This window comes from Paraburkholderia terrae (assembly GCF_002902925.1).
GTDB lineage: Bacteria > Pseudomonadota > Gammaproteobacteria > Burkholderiales > Burkholderiaceae > Paraburkholderia > Paraburkholderia terrae.
On sequence record NZ_CP026112.1, the window covers coordinates 2,315,391 to 2,328,810 of the forward strand.

At 63.9% G+C, this 13,420-nt stretch carries 14 protein-coding genes; 9 read left to right on the forward strand and 5 right to left on the reverse strand.

Going from position 1 to position 13,420, the window contains the following annotated elements; all coding sequences use genetic code 11:
* Nucleotides 1-129: 129 nt before the first annotated feature.
* Nucleotides 130-1,332 (reverse strand): 3-oxoadipyl-CoA thiolase, encoded by a 1,203-nt coding sequence (pcaF, locus tag C2L65_RS26585; RefSeq protein ID WP_042307798.1) that lies wholly within the window; start codon nucleotides 1,330-1,332, stop codon nucleotides 130-132.
* Between the two features lie 409 nt (nucleotides 1,333-1,741).
* Here pcaF and C2L65_RS26590 point away from each other — a divergent pair, with 409 nt between their 5' ends.
* Nucleotides 1,742-2,566, forward strand: a complete 825-nt coding sequence (locus tag C2L65_RS26590) for an IclR family transcriptional regulator (protein WP_042307797.1) — start codon at nucleotides 1,742-1,744, stop codon at nucleotides 2,564-2,566.
* Nucleotides 2,567-2,598: 32 nt separating this feature from the next.
* On the opposite strand, the gene C2L65_RS26595 is transcribed toward C2L65_RS26590, so the two are convergent.
* The 4 genes from C2L65_RS26595 to phnF form a co-directional block, all read right to left on the reverse strand.
* On the reverse strand, nucleotides 2,599-3,789 hold the full coding sequence (locus tag C2L65_RS26595) for a M20 aminoacylase family protein (protein WP_042307795.1): 1,191 nt from the start codon (nucleotides 3,787-3,789) through the stop codon (nucleotides 2,599-2,601).
* Between the two features lie 95 nt (nucleotides 3,790-3,884).
* Complete coding sequence (gene phnN / locus C2L65_RS26600) at nucleotides 3,885-4,484, reverse strand: phosphonate metabolism protein/1,5-bisphosphokinase (PRPP-forming) PhnN (RefSeq protein ID WP_042307794.1); 600 nt, start codon at nucleotides 4,482-4,484, stop codon at nucleotides 3,885-3,887.
* Nucleotides 4,481-5,221: a DUF1045 domain-containing protein gene (locus tag C2L65_RS26605; protein WP_042307792.1), complete on the reverse strand. Its 741-nt coding sequence runs from the start codon at nucleotides 5,219-5,221 to the stop codon at nucleotides 4,481-4,483. The genes phnN and C2L65_RS26605 overlap by 4 nt, the downstream gene beginning before the upstream one ends.
* Complete coding sequence (gene phnF, locus C2L65_RS26610) at nucleotides 5,218-5,979, reverse strand: phosphonate metabolism transcriptional regulator PhnF (RefSeq protein ID WP_042307789.1); 762 nt, start codon at nucleotides 5,977-5,979, stop codon at nucleotides 5,218-5,220. Before phnF ends, C2L65_RS26605 begins: the two co-directional genes overlap by 4 nt.
* A gap of 200 nt (nucleotides 5,980-6,179) precedes the next feature.
* On the opposite strand from phnF, the gene phnG reads away from it, so the two are divergent.
* The 8 genes from phnG (at nucleotide 6,180) to C2L65_RS26650 (ending at nucleotide 13,172) form a co-directional block, all read left to right on the forward strand.
* Nucleotides 6,180-6,686 (forward strand): phosphonate C-P lyase system protein PhnG, encoded by a 507-nt coding sequence (gene phnG, locus C2L65_RS26615; protein WP_042307787.1) that lies wholly within the window; start codon nucleotides 6,180-6,182, stop codon nucleotides 6,684-6,686.
* Complete coding sequence (phnH, locus tag C2L65_RS26620) at nucleotides 6,686-7,333, forward strand: phosphonate C-P lyase system protein PhnH (protein WP_042307786.1); 648 nt, start codon at nucleotides 6,686-6,688, stop codon at nucleotides 7,331-7,333. The genes phnG and phnH overlap by 1 nt, the downstream gene beginning before the upstream one ends.
* Nucleotides 7,333-8,448, forward strand: a complete 1,116-nt coding sequence (locus tag C2L65_RS26625) for a carbon-phosphorus lyase complex subunit (protein WP_042307784.1) — start codon at nucleotides 7,333-7,335, stop codon at nucleotides 8,446-8,448. Before phnH ends, C2L65_RS26625 begins: the two co-directional genes overlap by 1 nt.
* Nucleotides 8,445-9,353: an alpha-D-ribose 1-methylphosphonate 5-phosphate C-P-lyase PhnJ gene (locus C2L65_RS26630; protein WP_042307782.1), complete on the forward strand. Its 909-nt coding sequence runs from the start codon at nucleotides 8,445-8,447 to the stop codon at nucleotides 9,351-9,353. Before C2L65_RS26625 ends, C2L65_RS26630 begins: the two co-directional genes overlap by 4 nt.
* Nucleotides 9,350-10,120 carry a phosphonate C-P lyase system protein PhnK gene (gene phnK / locus C2L65_RS26635; protein ID WP_042307780.1) on the forward strand — a complete coding sequence of 257 codons (771 nt, stop codon included), beginning with the start codon at nucleotides 9,350-9,352 and terminating at the stop codon, nucleotides 10,118-10,120. Before C2L65_RS26630 ends, phnK begins: the two co-directional genes overlap by 4 nt.
* 11 nt (nucleotides 10,121-10,131) lie before the next feature.
* Nucleotides 10,132-10,887, forward strand: coding sequence for a phosphonate C-P lyase system protein PhnL (phnL, locus tag C2L65_RS26640; protein ID WP_042307778.1), 756 nt, complete (start codon nucleotides 10,132-10,134; stop codon nucleotides 10,885-10,887).
* Between the two features lie 25 nt (nucleotides 10,888-10,912).
* Complete coding sequence (locus C2L65_RS26645; RefSeq protein WP_042307776.1) at nucleotides 10,913-12,046, forward strand: alpha-D-ribose 1-methylphosphonate 5-triphosphate diphosphatase; 1,134 nt, start codon at nucleotides 10,913-10,915, stop codon at nucleotides 12,044-12,046.
* A 343-nt stretch (nucleotides 12,047-12,389) separates the two neighbouring features.
* The gene (locus C2L65_RS26650; protein WP_042307775.1) at nucleotides 12,390-13,172 is read left to right on the forward strand and encodes an ABC transporter substrate-binding protein; all 783 of its coding nucleotides are present in this window, start codon (nucleotides 12,390-12,392) and stop codon (nucleotides 13,170-13,172) included.
* The last annotated feature ends 248 nt before the right edge of the window (nucleotides 13,173-13,420 follow it).

Consider the following 13,420-nt stretch of genomic DNA (forward strand, 5'->3'; position numbering starts at 1 on the left):
CCAGCGCAAACACAAGCAAACCAATAAAAAAAAGGCCCGCACCCAGTACGAGCCTTCACGCATCGCGTGACAACCCACTTCAACGCCGCGTCACGCGATACTTACTTACCCACGTTGGTCAACCGTCGATCAAACCCGTTCAATCGCAATCGCAATCCCCTGCCCCACACCAATGCACATCGTGCAAAGCGCAAAACGGCCTTGCGTGCGTTGCAACTGATACATCGCCGTCGTCACAAGCCGAGCGCCGCTCATACCCAACGGATGACCAAGCGCAATCGCACCGCCATTCGGATTCACGCGAGCGTCATCATCGGCGACACCGAGCGCACGCAGCACAGCAAGACCTTGCGACGCAAACGCCTCGTTCAATTCGATCACATCGAACTGTCCAATGTTCATATTCAAACGCGCAAGCAGCTTTTGCGTCGCAGGCGCAGGACCAATACCCATCACCCGCGGATCGACACCCGCCGTCGCGATGCCGAGCACGCGTGCGCGCGGCGTCAGGCCGAAGCGCTTCGCGGTCTCCGCGTTGGCGAGCAGCAAGGCCGCAGCGCCATCGTTGACACCCGACGCGTTACCCGCCGTCACCGTGCCGTCCGGACGCACGACGCCCTTCAGCTTCGCGAGCGCTTCGAGACTCGTCTCGCGCGGATGCTCGTCCTTCGACACGACGATTGCATCACCCTTCTTCTGCGGGATCGTCACGGAGACGATTTCCTGCGCGAGCGTGCCGTCCTGCTGCGCACGCGCCGCCTTCAGCTGGCTGCGCACCGCGAACGCGTCCTGGTCGGCGCGGCTGATGTTGTAGTCCGTCGCGACGTTTTCGCCCGTTTCCGGCATCGAATCGACGCCGTACAGCTGCTTCATCAGCGGGTTGACGAAGCGCCAGCCGATCGTCGTGTCGTAGATGTCGGCCTGACGCGAGAACGCGCTCGTCGCCTTGCCCATCACGAACGGCGCGCGGCTCATGCTTTCGACGCCGCCCGCGATCATCAACCCAGCTTCACCCGATTTGATCGCGCGCGCCGCGATGCCGACGGCATCCATGCCCGAGCCGCACAGACGGTTGACCGTCGAGCCGGGCACGTCTTTCGGCAGCCCTGCCAGCAGCAGCGACATGCGCGCGACGTTGCGGTTATCTTCGCCGGCCTGGTTCGCGCAGCCATAGATCACATCGGCGACGGCGCTCCAGTCGACGTCCTTGTTGCGCTCCATCAGCGCCTTGAGCGGCACGGCGCCCAGATCGTCGGCGCGCACCGACGACAGCGAACCCGCGTAGCGGCCAATCGGCGTGCGAATCGCGTCGCACAGGAAAGCTTCCGTCATGAGATGTCTCCAGTAATGGCGGGGCCGGCGTATCGTTGAAGGCGCCAGCGTCGGCGCATTGGGTAGCGCCAGAAACACGTGCCGATAAAGCAATATTTGTTCTATACTCGAACAAACGATCATCTATCGAACATTTCAGGTTCGATAATAGGCGGGGCGCGGAAAGACTGTCAAGCGCGCCGGCGGGTGGGTGGGTCGTTGAAAACGGCAATAAGGTGTGGCGGAAACGGCAGGAATGCGCGCTCCGCTGGGCTTTCGGACGGTCGGCACCCGCCACCACACGTGCTCAGCGGCACAACCGCCGCAAAGTTGGCGAATCCTGGCGCTTGCGCTATCGTCACGGCTTTCCGCAGACTAACGAACGCCCGTCCCGACGTCCGGACGTTTTGCACCGATTTCACATAGTCCCATGAGCAAAGTACCCGCCGCGTCACAAGCCGTTCCCGCCAACGAGACGGACGCCCCGGACAAACCGGGCGACTCGTACGTGCAGTCGTTCGCGCGCGGCCTCGCGGTGATCCGCGCGTTCAACGCCGAGCGGCCCGAGCAGACGCTGACGGACGTCGCATCGGCGACGGGTCTCACGCGCGCGGGCGCGCGCCGCATACTGCTGACGCTGCAGACGCTCGGTTATGTCGAAGCCGAAGGCCGCCTGTTTCGCCTGACGCCGAAGATTCTCGACCTCGGTTTCGCCTATCTGACGTCGATGCCGTTCTGGAATCTCGCCGAGCCGTTCATGGAAGAACTGTCGGCGGAAGTGCATGAAAGCTGTTCGGCGGCCGTGCTCGACCGCACGGAGATCGTCTACGTGCTGCGCGTGCCGACGCACAAGATCATGACGATCAATCTGTCGATCGGCAGCCGCTTGCCGGCGTATTGCACGTCGATGGGCCGGGTGCTGCTGTCGGCGCTCGACCCGGCGGCGCTCGACGCGACCCTCGACGCGTCGCCCATCGTCGCTCACACACCGCGCACGATCACCGACAAGGACGAGCTGAAGAAGGTGATCGCGCAGGTGCGCAGCCAGGGCTGGTCCATCGTCGATCAGGAACTGGAGGGTGGGCTGATCTCGCTGTCCGCGCCGATCCGCAACCGGCGCGGGCAGATCATCGCCGCGATGAACATCAGCGGAAACGCGCAGCGCAATTCCGCGAAGCAGATGGTGAAGGCGTTTCTAGAGCCGCTGCAAAAAGCGGCGCAGTCGGTGTCGGACATGGTCGCGTTGCGCGGCTGACGTCGCTTGACGCCTGCGCGCAACACACCCGTTCAACGCCCCAGATAGCGCTCCACGAGACGCGCCCAGTACGCCGCGCCAACAGGCAGATTGCGGTCGTTGAAATCGTAGTGCGGGTTGTGGACCATGCAGCCGTCTTCACCGACGCCATTGCCCAGGCGCAGGAAAGAACCCGGCCGCTGTTCGAGCATGAACGCGAAATCCTCGCTGCCCATCAGGATGTCCGCGTTCGGCTCGACGTTCTCCGCGCCGACGAGTTCGCGCGCCACCTCGATCGCGAACTCCGTTTCCGCGTCCGTGTTCACGACCACGGGATAGCCCTCGACATATTCGACGTGCGCCTTACCGCCATAACTTGCAGCCTGGCTTTCCGCGAGTTCCGTAATGCGCTCTTTCAACAGTGCGCGCACATCCGGGCTGAACGAGCGCACGCTCAATTCCAGCTTCGCGCTCGACGGAATCACGTTGTTCGCCACGCCCGAATGCATCGTGCCGACCGTCACCACGGCGGGCTGCGAAGGGTTCACGTTGCGCGCGACGATGGTCTGCAGCGCCATCACGATGCTCGACGCGATCACGATGGGATCGACGGTCAGATGCGGGCGCGCCGCATGGCCACCGACGCCTTCGATCGTGATCGTCGCCTTGTCGCCCGCCGCCATGAACGCGCCCTTGCGGAACAGGAACTTGCCCGGCTCCGCGCCCGGATGGTTATGCACGCCGAACACGGCGTCGCACGGAAAACGCTCGAACAGGCCGTCTTCGATCATCTTCTTCGCGCCGCTGTCGATGCCGCTTTCCTCGGCCGGCTGAAAATACAGATGCACGGTGCCCGAAAAACGGCGCGTCTTCGCGAGATGCTGCGCGGCGCCGAGCAGCATCGTCGTGTGGCCGTCGTGGCCGCATGCGTGCATCTTGCCGTGCGTGCCGCTCGCGTACGGCAGCCCCGTCTGCTCGATGATGGGCAGCGCATCCATATCCGCGCGCAGGCCGATGCTGCGTGTGCCGTCGCCCACCTTCAACGTACCGACCACGCCCGTCTTGCCGACCCCGCGCGTCACCTGCCAGCCCCACGCTTCCAGCTTTTCCGCGACGAGCGCCGCCGTTGCGACCTCTTCGTACGCGAGTTCCGGATGGTGGTGAATGTGATGGCGAATGTCGCGCAGCGCGGCGGCGGCAGGTTCGAGGTCGGTGATTTCGGTGAGGCGGGTGGCGTCGGTCATCGGGTGTACTCCGGGGTTTGCCCGCTGCGTCTTGCGCGCAGCGTTAAACCGCAGACTATAGCAACGCGGGGCTTTTCCCGTAAGACGCCTTCAGCTTACTTGACGCTTTCACTCGATGCCGACTCGGCGGCATGCTTTCGATCTTGCGTGCGCGCGAAGCCCTTCAGCACGTTGACGAATGCCAGGCCTGCTTCTTCGAGCGAGCCGGAATTGTCGATATGTGTCAGATGCGCGCCGTCGGGCAGCGCAAACGGCGCCTGACGCGCGAGGCGCGCTTCGACCTGCTCGCGCGTTTCGCGGCCACGCGCCGACAGACGCGCCGCGAGAATATCCGGCGCCGCGTGAATATGCACGACTTCGAGATGCTGATAGCGCTTCAACGCTCGCGACAGATACGCGCGCGAGCCATTGACGACGACCGTGCAGCCCCGCGCGAGCCACGCATCGATCTCGATGCCAATGCCGTAGTGCAATTCGTGACTCGACCATTCGAGCGCAAAGAGGCCTTGCGCCGAGCGCGCCTCGAACTCTTCGCGGGTCAACGAAATGTGATTTTCGTTATGCCCCGTCTCACGTGTGATGTAGCGATGCGCGAACACGACGGACGTGCCCGCGACATGCTCGCGCGCGAAGTGCAGCAGCGAATCCTTGCCCGCTCCCGACGGGCCGACCACATAGATCAAGCGGCCTTTCATGCGTTCTCCTGTCCTTCTTTCGCCGTGAACGCGAGCCGTTGCCACAACATGAACGGCTCGCCTGGCGCAGGCTCGACGAAGATCGATGCGCCGTCGATTTTCAACGGCCCGAGACGCTGCGCCTCGCGATGCCACCAATCGACTATCGCGGCGCGATCGGCGGCGTTGTCGAGCGAATTGGACACCGTCATATGAAAACGAAACTCATCGAGCACATACGGATATCCCCATTCGACGAGCAATTCGCGTTGACGTTCCGTGAGCGGCGCTTCCATGCGCCTCGCAATATCCGCTTTGGATGGCACGACCCGCAGCGGCGTGAAGGTGCGCAAGGCATCGGCGGCGAGCGCGCGCATCTGTTCGTCGCCGGATGGCGTGGCGGGACGCAACGCAACGAAGTCGCCCAGCGTCGCCGCTTCGACGGACAATGCAAAGGGCATCTGCGTTTGCGCCCAGCTTTCCGATACTTCGAGCAGATCGGCGACGCTCACATGCTCCGCGAGATGAAACGGCGCGACCAGGGTGCCGTGCCAGCCATAACGGCGCGGCGAGTTCGTCAGTTGCGCGAGCGGTTGCGACAGCGCAGGCGCGTCATACGGATCGAGTGATGTATCGCTCTCGGCATCGCGTGCGAGCCATATCGAGCCGGCATCCCACCAGCCCGACGCACGCGCAGGCGCGTAGTAGATCGCGAAGCGCGCCTGCGCGCTCCACGCATGCTGAACAGGCGCGCTCATACGTCGTGCTCCACCATCAGTTGCACGCGGTCGGCGGCGAAATGCGTGAAGCCGTATTTGATGGGCGTGCCTTCCGTATCGACATCTACGTTCTCGACCCACAACACCGGTTGTTGCCGGTTGATGCCAAGACGCCGCGCGACTTCCGGCTCCGGCAGCACGCTGCCGATACGGCTCCACTTGCGCAGATAGTCGGTCACGCCGTACTCGGCCATCGCCTTGGTCATACCACCTTTGCGTTCGAGCACGTCGGGCAGATCGACGAACCGTGCAGCCGGATAGAAGCTGCGCGAGTATGTGAGAGGCACGCCGTCCGCTGCATGCACCGACTCGATGCGGTAGACGAATGCCCCCGCTCGCAGACCCAACGCCTTCGCGACAGTCGGATCCGCTTTCACGCGCGCCGCCGATAGCAACATCGCATCCGCCGGCGAATGATGTTGCTGACGCAAGTTTTCCGTAAAGCGCGTGCGACGCCCGATGGTGTAATCGATCGCGCCTGGCTGTACGAACGTGCCGCGCCCTTGCTCGACGCTGACGAGCCCCTGGGCCGCGAGACCCAGCATCGCGCGGCGGATGGTATGGCGGTTCACGTCGAAGCGCTTCGCCAGTTCGCCTTCGCTCGGCAGACGTCCGTCGTCGCCGAAGCCGCTTGCGGCAATCTCTTTCGCGAGTATCTGCTCGATCTGCCGCCACACGGCGACGCCCGCTCCCCGCTCTAGCATCGTACCCGGCGCCGCGTCGTCGTTCGATGTCATGGTGCTGTCATTCCCTTCGGTTCAAATAAGCGTTCTGTGCATTGTAGTCCGCGTGCCGTGGCGGAAATATGAAACTGCGCCTTCTGTCACGAGCAAGCGACAGTTTAGCTCTAAACGTCTAGACGTTTAGACGAATAGATGCTCAAATGTCTGGACTCGCCAACGAGCATCCCTTCTCCAGGAAACTTCCAGGAAACCCGATGAGTGCCGCCGCCTCCCCTCCTTTAGCCGATTCCCCGACTTCCGCCAACCCTGTCCGCCGCGCGTGGATGGCCGTCATGGCCCGCTCCGCGCGCGCCGATCTCGAAGCCGCGCTGAGCCGCGCGATGGAAGGCCTGCCGCTTCCCGCATTCGACTGGCTGCGTCCACCTGAGATCGGGCTGGCGATGGTGCGCGGGCGCATCGGCGGCACGGGCGACGCGTTCAATCTGGGCGAAGCGACGGTGACGCGCGCGACGCTGCGTTTGCGCGACGAATCGGATGAAGGCACTACCGTTGGCGTCGCTTGTCATCTGGGCCGCGACCGCCGCCGCGCCGAACTGGCTGCTATTGCGGACGCGCTGCTGCAAACGCCGCAGCATCACGCACGGTTGCAGGCGCAACTGATCGCGCCACTCGCTTCGCAACTCGCTGCGAAACACGCGCAACGCCAACAGGACGCCGCATCGACGCGCGTCGAATTCTTCACGATGGTCCGAGGCGACTGATGAACACTTCCGCTCAATCCCCGCAGATCGCGCTGTCGACGCTGACGCCGGGCTTCGCCGATCCCGTGCATGACACGCAATCCGTGTTTCGCGCGCTGCTCGATGCGCTGTCGCGTCCGGGCAAGATCGGCACGATCGACAATGTGCTGCCCGCATCCCGCAGCGACGCGCGCAACACGCTGCCGCACGCGCGCGCCGATCTCGCCGCTTTCGCCGCACTGCTCGCGCTGTGCGACTACTCGACACCCGTCTGGCTCGCACAACCCGATGCCGTACTCGGTTCGGCATTGCGTTTTCACACCGGCGCGCCGCTCGTCGACGAACCGCAGGACGCCGCGTTCGCCTATGTGCATGACGCGAGCACGTTGCCGCCGCTGTCGTGCTTTGCGCTCGGCGAGCCGGAAACGCCGGAGCAATCGGTGACGCTGATCGTGCGCGTCGATTCGTTGACGCAAGGCTCGCCCGTCGTATTGCGCGGCCCCGGCATCGAACACACGCAGACGATCGCGCCCACCGGCCTGCCCGAGCGCTTCTGGCGCGAGCGCGCGGAACTCGCGCCGCTGTTTCCGTGCGGTATCGACTGTTATCTCGTCTGCGGCGACACGCTGATCGGCCTGCCGCGCACAACTCACGTGGAGCTGAACTAATGTACGTTGCCGTCAAAGGTGGAGAGCGCGCGATCGAAGCATCGTGGCGCCTGCTCGACAAAGCGCGCCGCGGCGACACGCAGTTCGCCGAATTGAGCGTCGCGCAGATTCGCACGCAATTGCGGCTCGCCGTCGCGCGCGTGATGACGGAAGGCTCCGTCTACGACGAAGAGCTCGCAGCGCTGGCGATCAAGCAGGCCGCGGGCGATCTCGTTGAGGCGATTTTCCTGTTGCGCGCGTATCGCACGACGCTGCCGCGTTTCGGCTACACGCAGCCCGTCGATACGGAAGACATGCGGATCGAACGGCGCATCTCCGCGACTTTCAAGGATGTGCCCGGCGGCCAGATGCTCGGCGCGACGTACGACTACACGCAACGTCTGCTCGATTTCACGCTGCTGGCAGAAGGCGATGACGACAGCGCGCTGCACACGAAGCGCATCGAAAGCGCCGCGCAGGAAGCGATGCCGCGCGTCGTCTCGCTACTCGACAAGGAAGGTTTGATCGAACAGGAACGCGTGTCCGAAGCCGCGCCCGAGCCAGGCGATCTGTCGCGCGAGCCGCTGTCGTTTCCGGCCAGCCGCGCAACGCGCCTGCAAAACCTCGCGCGCGGCGACGAAGGCTTCCTGCTCGCGATGGGTTACGCGACGCAACGCGGCTACGCGCATTCGCATCCGTTTGCGGGCGAAATCCGCTTTGGCACCGTCGCGGTCGAAATGGAACTCGACGAACTGGGCGAAGCCGTCGAGATCGGCGAAATCGACGTGACCGAATGTCAGATGATCAACCAATTCGCGGGCAGCAACGAAGTGCCGCCGACCTTCACGCAAGGCTACGGTCTCGCGTTCGGCCATTCGGAGCGCAAGGCGATGGCGATGGCACTCGTCGACCGTGCGTTGCGTGCCGAAGAACTCGGCGAAACGATTGGCTCGCCGACACAGGACGTCGAATTCATGCTGTCGCATAGCGACAACGTCGAAGCGTCGGGCTTCGTGCAGCATCTGAAGCTGCCGCATTACGTCGACTTCCAGTCCGAACTCGAACTCGTGCGACGTCTGCGCGCGAAACACGCCGCACGCGACGAAGACAACGATCAACAGGAGCAAGCGGCATGAACGCGCCCGACACGACGATGCAAACCGCCGCGCACGACAGCGCCGCCGAAGGCTACAACTTCGCGTATCTCGACGAACAGACCAAGCGCATGATCCGCCGCGCGCTGTTGAAAGCCGTGGCCGTGCCTGGCTATCAGGTGCCGTTCGCGTCGCGCGAAATGCCGTTGCCGTATGGCTGGGGCACGGGCGGCATTCAGGTGACGGCGTCGATCATCGGGCGCGACGACACGCTGAAGGTGATCGACCAGGGCTCCGATGAAACGACCAACGCGGTGAACATTCGCCGCTTCTTCGCGCGCACCACGGGCGTCAACACCACCCGCAAGACCAGCGAAGCGACCATCGTGCAAACGCGTCACCGGATTCCCGAAACGCCGCTCACGGAGAAGCAGATTCTCGTCTATCAGGTGCCGATGCCCGAGCCGCTCCATCGGCTCGAGCCGCGCACGGCCGAATGCAAGAAGCTGCACGCGCTCGCGGATTACGGGTTGATCAGCGTGAAGCTGTACGAGGACATCGTGCATCACGGCAGCATCGCGACGACGTACGACTACCCGGTGATCGTCAACGGGCGCTATCTCGCGTCGCCGTCGCCGATCCCGAAGTACGACAACCCGAAGATGCACATGAACGCCGCACTGCAACTGTTCGGCGCAGGACGAGAACAGCGCATCCACGCGATTCCGCCGTACACCCCCGTAAAAAGCCTCGATTTCGACGACCATCCGTTCGAAGTGCAGCGCTGGGAGCATGCATGCGCGCTGTGTGGATCGACGGAAAGCTTCCTCGACGAAATGATCGTCGACGATGCGGGCAAGCGCATGTTCGTCTGCTCGGACAGCGACTATTGCCACGATCGGCGCGAGCAGCAAGGCGAACAACCGAACGAAGGAGAAAGCGCATGACGCCGCTTCTGAGCGCCCGCGCGCTCACCAAACAGTACGGCGGCCGCAACGGTTGCCGCAACGTCAGCTTCGATCTGTATCCGGGCGAAGTGCTGTGCATCGTTGGCGAATCGGGTTCGGGCAAAACGACGCTGCTGAACACGCTCGCGCTGCGCACTGCCGCAGACAGCGGCGCGTTGCACTACGCAAGCGCGCACGGCGAAACGCTCGATCTGCTCGCGTTGTCCGAGCCGCGCAAACGTCTTTTGATGCGCACCGAGTGGGGTTTCGTGCAGCAGAATCCGCGCGACGGATTGCGCAACGCCGTGTCTGCGGGCGCGAATATCGGCGAGCCGTTGATGGCAGTCGGCGCGCGCCACTACGGCAAGATTCGCGACACGGCCACGCAATGGATGTCGCGCGTCGAACTCGATGCGTCGCGTATCGACGAATTGCCTTCCGCGTTTTCGGGCGGCATGCAACAGCGTCTGCAGATCGCGCGCAATCTCGTCACGGGGCCGCGTCTCGTGTTCATGGACGAACCCACGGCGGGTCTCGATGTATCCGTGCAGGCGCGTCTGCTCGATCTGCTGCGCACGTTGACGTCGACGTTGCATCTGTCGGTGCTGATCGTCACGCACGATATCGGCGTCGCGCGTCTGCTCGCGCACCGGCTGATGGTGATGCAAGGCGGCGAAGTCGTCGAAGCGGGTCTCACCGATCAGGTGCTCGACGACCCGCAGCACCCGTACACGCAGACGCTGGTTTCCTCCGTTCTTCCCGTTTGAGGTCTCACGCGATGACAACGTCAATCGAAACATCGTTCATCGACAACGACGCGCTGATGTTGCGCGCCGTCGGTATCGGCAAGACCTTCACGCTGCACGGCCAGGGCGGCGTGCAGATCGACGCGCTCGCGGGCGTGTCGCTCGACGTCGAACGCGGCGAGTGCGTCGTGCTGGTCGGGCCGTCGGGCGCGGGCAAGAGCACGTTTTTGCGCTGCCTGTACGGCAACTATCTGGCGAGCGCGGGCACGATCGCGATTCGCGACGACTCGCAGCAAGCGAAACATCTGTCGATCACGGGCGCCGAGCCGCGCGACGTGCTGCATTTGCGGCGCGGCGTGGTCGGTTACGTGAGCCAGTTTCTGCGCGTGATCCCGCGCGTCAGCACGCTCGATCTCGTCGCCGAGCCTCTGGTCTCGCGCGGCGTCGATGAAGACGAAGCGCATGCGCGGGCCGCCGCGTTGCTCGCGCGGCTCAACGTACACGAGCGCTTGTGGCCGCTCGCGCCCGCGACGTTCTCGGGTGGCGAGCAGCAGCGCGTGAACATCGCGCGCGGTCTGATTGCCGGGCATCCCGTGTTGCTGCTGGATGAGCCAACCGCTTCGCTCGATGCGGAGAACCGCGACATCGTCGCTGATCTGATCGTCGAGGCGCGCGAGCTCGGCGCGGCAATCGTCGGCATCTTTCACGATGAAGACACGCGCGCGAAAGTCGCCACACGCAGGCTGGAATTGACGCCACCGCTGCGTCACGCAACGGCATTACACTGATATCGATCCGATACGGAGCATCGACATGCTGATCAAGAACGCCCGCGTCGTCACGCGGGACGAAGTATTCACAGGCGTCGTGCGCGTCGAGGACGGCGTGATTCGCGACGTCGCGCGCGGCACGACGTCGGCGGCCGGCGCGCAGGACTGGGAGGGCGACTATCTGCTGCCGGGCCTCATCGAACTGCACACGGACAATCTGGAGAAGCATCTGTTGCCGCGGCCGGGCGTCGAATGGAATACGGATGCCGCGTTCGTGATTCACGACGCACAGGTTGCCGCCGCCGGGATCACGACCGTGTTCGATGCGCTCGCGATCGGCTCGCGCTCGAACGTCGGCTTGCGCCGCGCCGACACGCAAACACGCTGCGCCGAAGCGCTGCAGCGCTTCTCCGAGCGCAAGCTGCTGCGCGCCGAGCACTTCCTGCATCTGCGCTGCGAAATCGCGACAGCCGATGTGGTCGAACTGTTCGATACGCTCAAGGACCACCCGCTGCTGCGTCTCGCGTCGGTGATGGATCACACGCCGGGCCAACGCCAGTGGCACGACCGCGAGCAATGGCGCCGCTTCCAGGAGCGCCACGGCAAGATGACGGACGAACACATGGCTGCAACGCTCGTCGAACTAGAAGACGAACAGCAGCGCTTCGCGGACGAGCACCGCCGCCAGATCGTCGAGCGCTGCAAGGCGCTCGGCGTGCCCGTCGCGAGCCACGACGACACGCTCGTCGAGCACGTGCAGCAGGCCGCCGAAGAAGGCATCGTGCTCGCCGAATTCCCGACCACCCGCATCGCCGCCGAAGCCGCGCACCGTCACGGCATCGCGACGATCATGGGCGCGCCGAACATCGTGCGCGGCGGCTCGCACTCGGGCAACGTGTCGGCGCTGGAACTGGCCAAAGCGAATCTGCTCGACATCCTGTCGTCCGATTACGTGCCGTCCAGCCTGCTGACGGCCGCGTTCGAACTCGTCGAGAAAGCCGGCTGGAGCTTGCCTCGCGCGATGGCGACCGTGTCGGCGGAACCGGCCCGCACGGCGGGGCTGCACGACCGCGGCGCGATCGAGACCGGGCTGCGCGCCGACTTCGTGCGCGTCACGATGCTCGACGCATTGCCGGTGCCGCGCGCGACCTATCGCGGCGGCGAGCGGATCGTTTGACCGACGCTTGCACCTTGTCGCTGACCTAAGGCCTTGAACCAAAAGCGTTTGCCGCACTGCCGCATGCGCGGCAAACGCCTGTTTCACGGTCTATTTTGCCTTCGTTTTGCTTTCATTACCCTCTTCCTGCCCCATATCATAAAAATGCCCGCTAGAGGCAATACTCCTGTGCCATCCGGTGTTTCACTAGCACCGCAAATATTTTGATTTGTTAAGCTTGGCGCGCGTTGCTGGCTGCCCAGCCAGCGGCCAATATAGACAAGCCCGGCACAACGGCCGGGCAACGTCGCGCAGCGGCACAACCGCATGCGGGACACTTTGAACCACTCCCGGGAGTACATCAGTGAAGAAACTGCTTGCGGCTTTGACGGTTGCCCTGCTCGCCACCGTATCGATCGGCGCACACGCGAAAGACTGGACCACCATCCGCTTCGGCGTCGACGCCAGCTATCCGCCGTTCGAATCGAAGGGTTCCGACGGCAAGCTGGTCGGCTTCGATATCGACCTTGGCAATGAAATCTGCACGCGCCTGAAGGCAAAGTGTGTGTGGGTCGAAAACGACTTCGACGGCATGATCCCGGCACTGAAGGCGAAGAAGTTCGACGGCGTGCTGTCGTCGATGTCGATGACGCCGCAACGCGCCGAACAGATCGCTTTCTCGTCGAAACTGTTCAACACGCCGACGCGCCTCGTCGCCAAGAAGGGCTCGAACATCCTGCCGACGGCGGAATCGCTGTCGGGCAAGACGGTCGGCGTCGAACAGGGCACGATCCAGGAAACGTACGCGAAGACCTACTGGGAACCGAAGGGCGCGAAGGTCACGCCGTACCAGAACCAGGACCAGGTCTATGCCGACCTGATCTCGGGCCGTCTGGACGCAGCGCTGCAAGACGCTGTGCAGGCTGAAATCGGCTTCCTGAAGACGCCGCGCGGCGCGGGCTTCCAGTTCGTCGGCAAGGACCTCGAAGACAAGAAGATCCTCGGCGAAGGCGCTGGCATCGGCATGCGCAAGGAAGACACCGATCTGAAGGCGAAGGTCGACAAGGCGATCGCCGACATCATCAAGGACGGCACCTACAAGAAGATCGAGAAGAAGTACTTCGACTTCGACGTGTACGGCGGCTGATCGACACGGCAGTGCATCGCGCGGCTCGCCCGCGCGACGCGCCGGTATGCAGACGGGCTCCATTCGGAGCCCGTTTTGTTTTGACGCCGATGCGGGCGAGTCCATGCGGCGGCACAGCGTCGCCCGCGCTGCTCAAATGGGCTAAGATCGAACGATTCACGGCGCAGCCGTTGTGCGTGCCACCGTTTTCAGCAGTCAATCCGAAGTCATATCTGTGCAACTATAGGGCGCCCGCGCGTCGCCGGCGG

What these genes read in the sequence shown, in the direction of transcription:
- pcaF (WP_042307798.1), bottom strand. Translation starts at nt 1,332, where the DNA reads ATGACGGAAGCTTTCCTGTGCGACGCGATTCGCACGCCGATTGGCCGC.
- C2L65_RS26590 (WP_042307797.1), top strand. Translation starts at nt 1,742, where the DNA reads ATGAGCAAAGTACCCGCCGCGTCACAAGCCGTTCCCGCCAACGAGACG.
- C2L65_RS26595 (WP_042307795.1), bottom strand. Translation starts at nt 3,789, where the DNA reads ATGACCGACGCCACCCGCCTCACCGAAATCACCGACCTCGAACCTGCC.
- phnN (WP_042307794.1), bottom strand. Translation starts at nt 4,484, where the DNA reads ATGAAAGGCCGCTTGATCTATGTGGTCGGCCCGTCGGGAGCGGGCAAG.
- C2L65_RS26605 (WP_042307792.1), bottom strand. Translation starts at nt 5,221, where the DNA reads ATGAGCGCGCCTGTTCAGCATGCGTGGAGCGCGCAGGCGCGCTTCGCG.
- phnF (WP_042307789.1), bottom strand. Translation starts at nt 5,979, where the DNA reads ATGACATCGAACGACGACGCGGCGCCGGGTACGATGCTAGAGCGGGGA.
- phnG (WP_042307787.1), top strand. Translation starts at nt 6,180, where the DNA reads ATGAGTGCCGCCGCCTCCCCTCCTTTAGCCGATTCCCCGACTTCCGCC.
- phnH (WP_042307786.1), top strand. Translation starts at nt 6,686, where the DNA reads ATGAACACTTCCGCTCAATCCCCGCAGATCGCGCTGTCGACGCTGACG.
- C2L65_RS26625 (WP_042307784.1), top strand. Translation starts at nt 7,333, where the DNA reads ATGTACGTTGCCGTCAAAGGTGGAGAGCGCGCGATCGAAGCATCGTGG.
- C2L65_RS26630 (WP_042307782.1), top strand. Translation starts at nt 8,445, where the DNA reads ATGAACGCGCCCGACACGACGATGCAAACCGCCGCGCACGACAGCGCC.
- phnK (WP_042307780.1), top strand. Translation starts at nt 9,350, where the DNA reads ATGACGCCGCTTCTGAGCGCCCGCGCGCTCACCAAACAGTACGGCGGC.
- phnL (WP_042307778.1), top strand. Translation starts at nt 10,132, where the DNA reads ATGACAACGTCAATCGAAACATCGTTCATCGACAACGACGCGCTGATG.
- C2L65_RS26645 (WP_042307776.1), top strand. Translation starts at nt 10,913, where the DNA reads ATGCTGATCAAGAACGCCCGCGTCGTCACGCGGGACGAAGTATTCACA.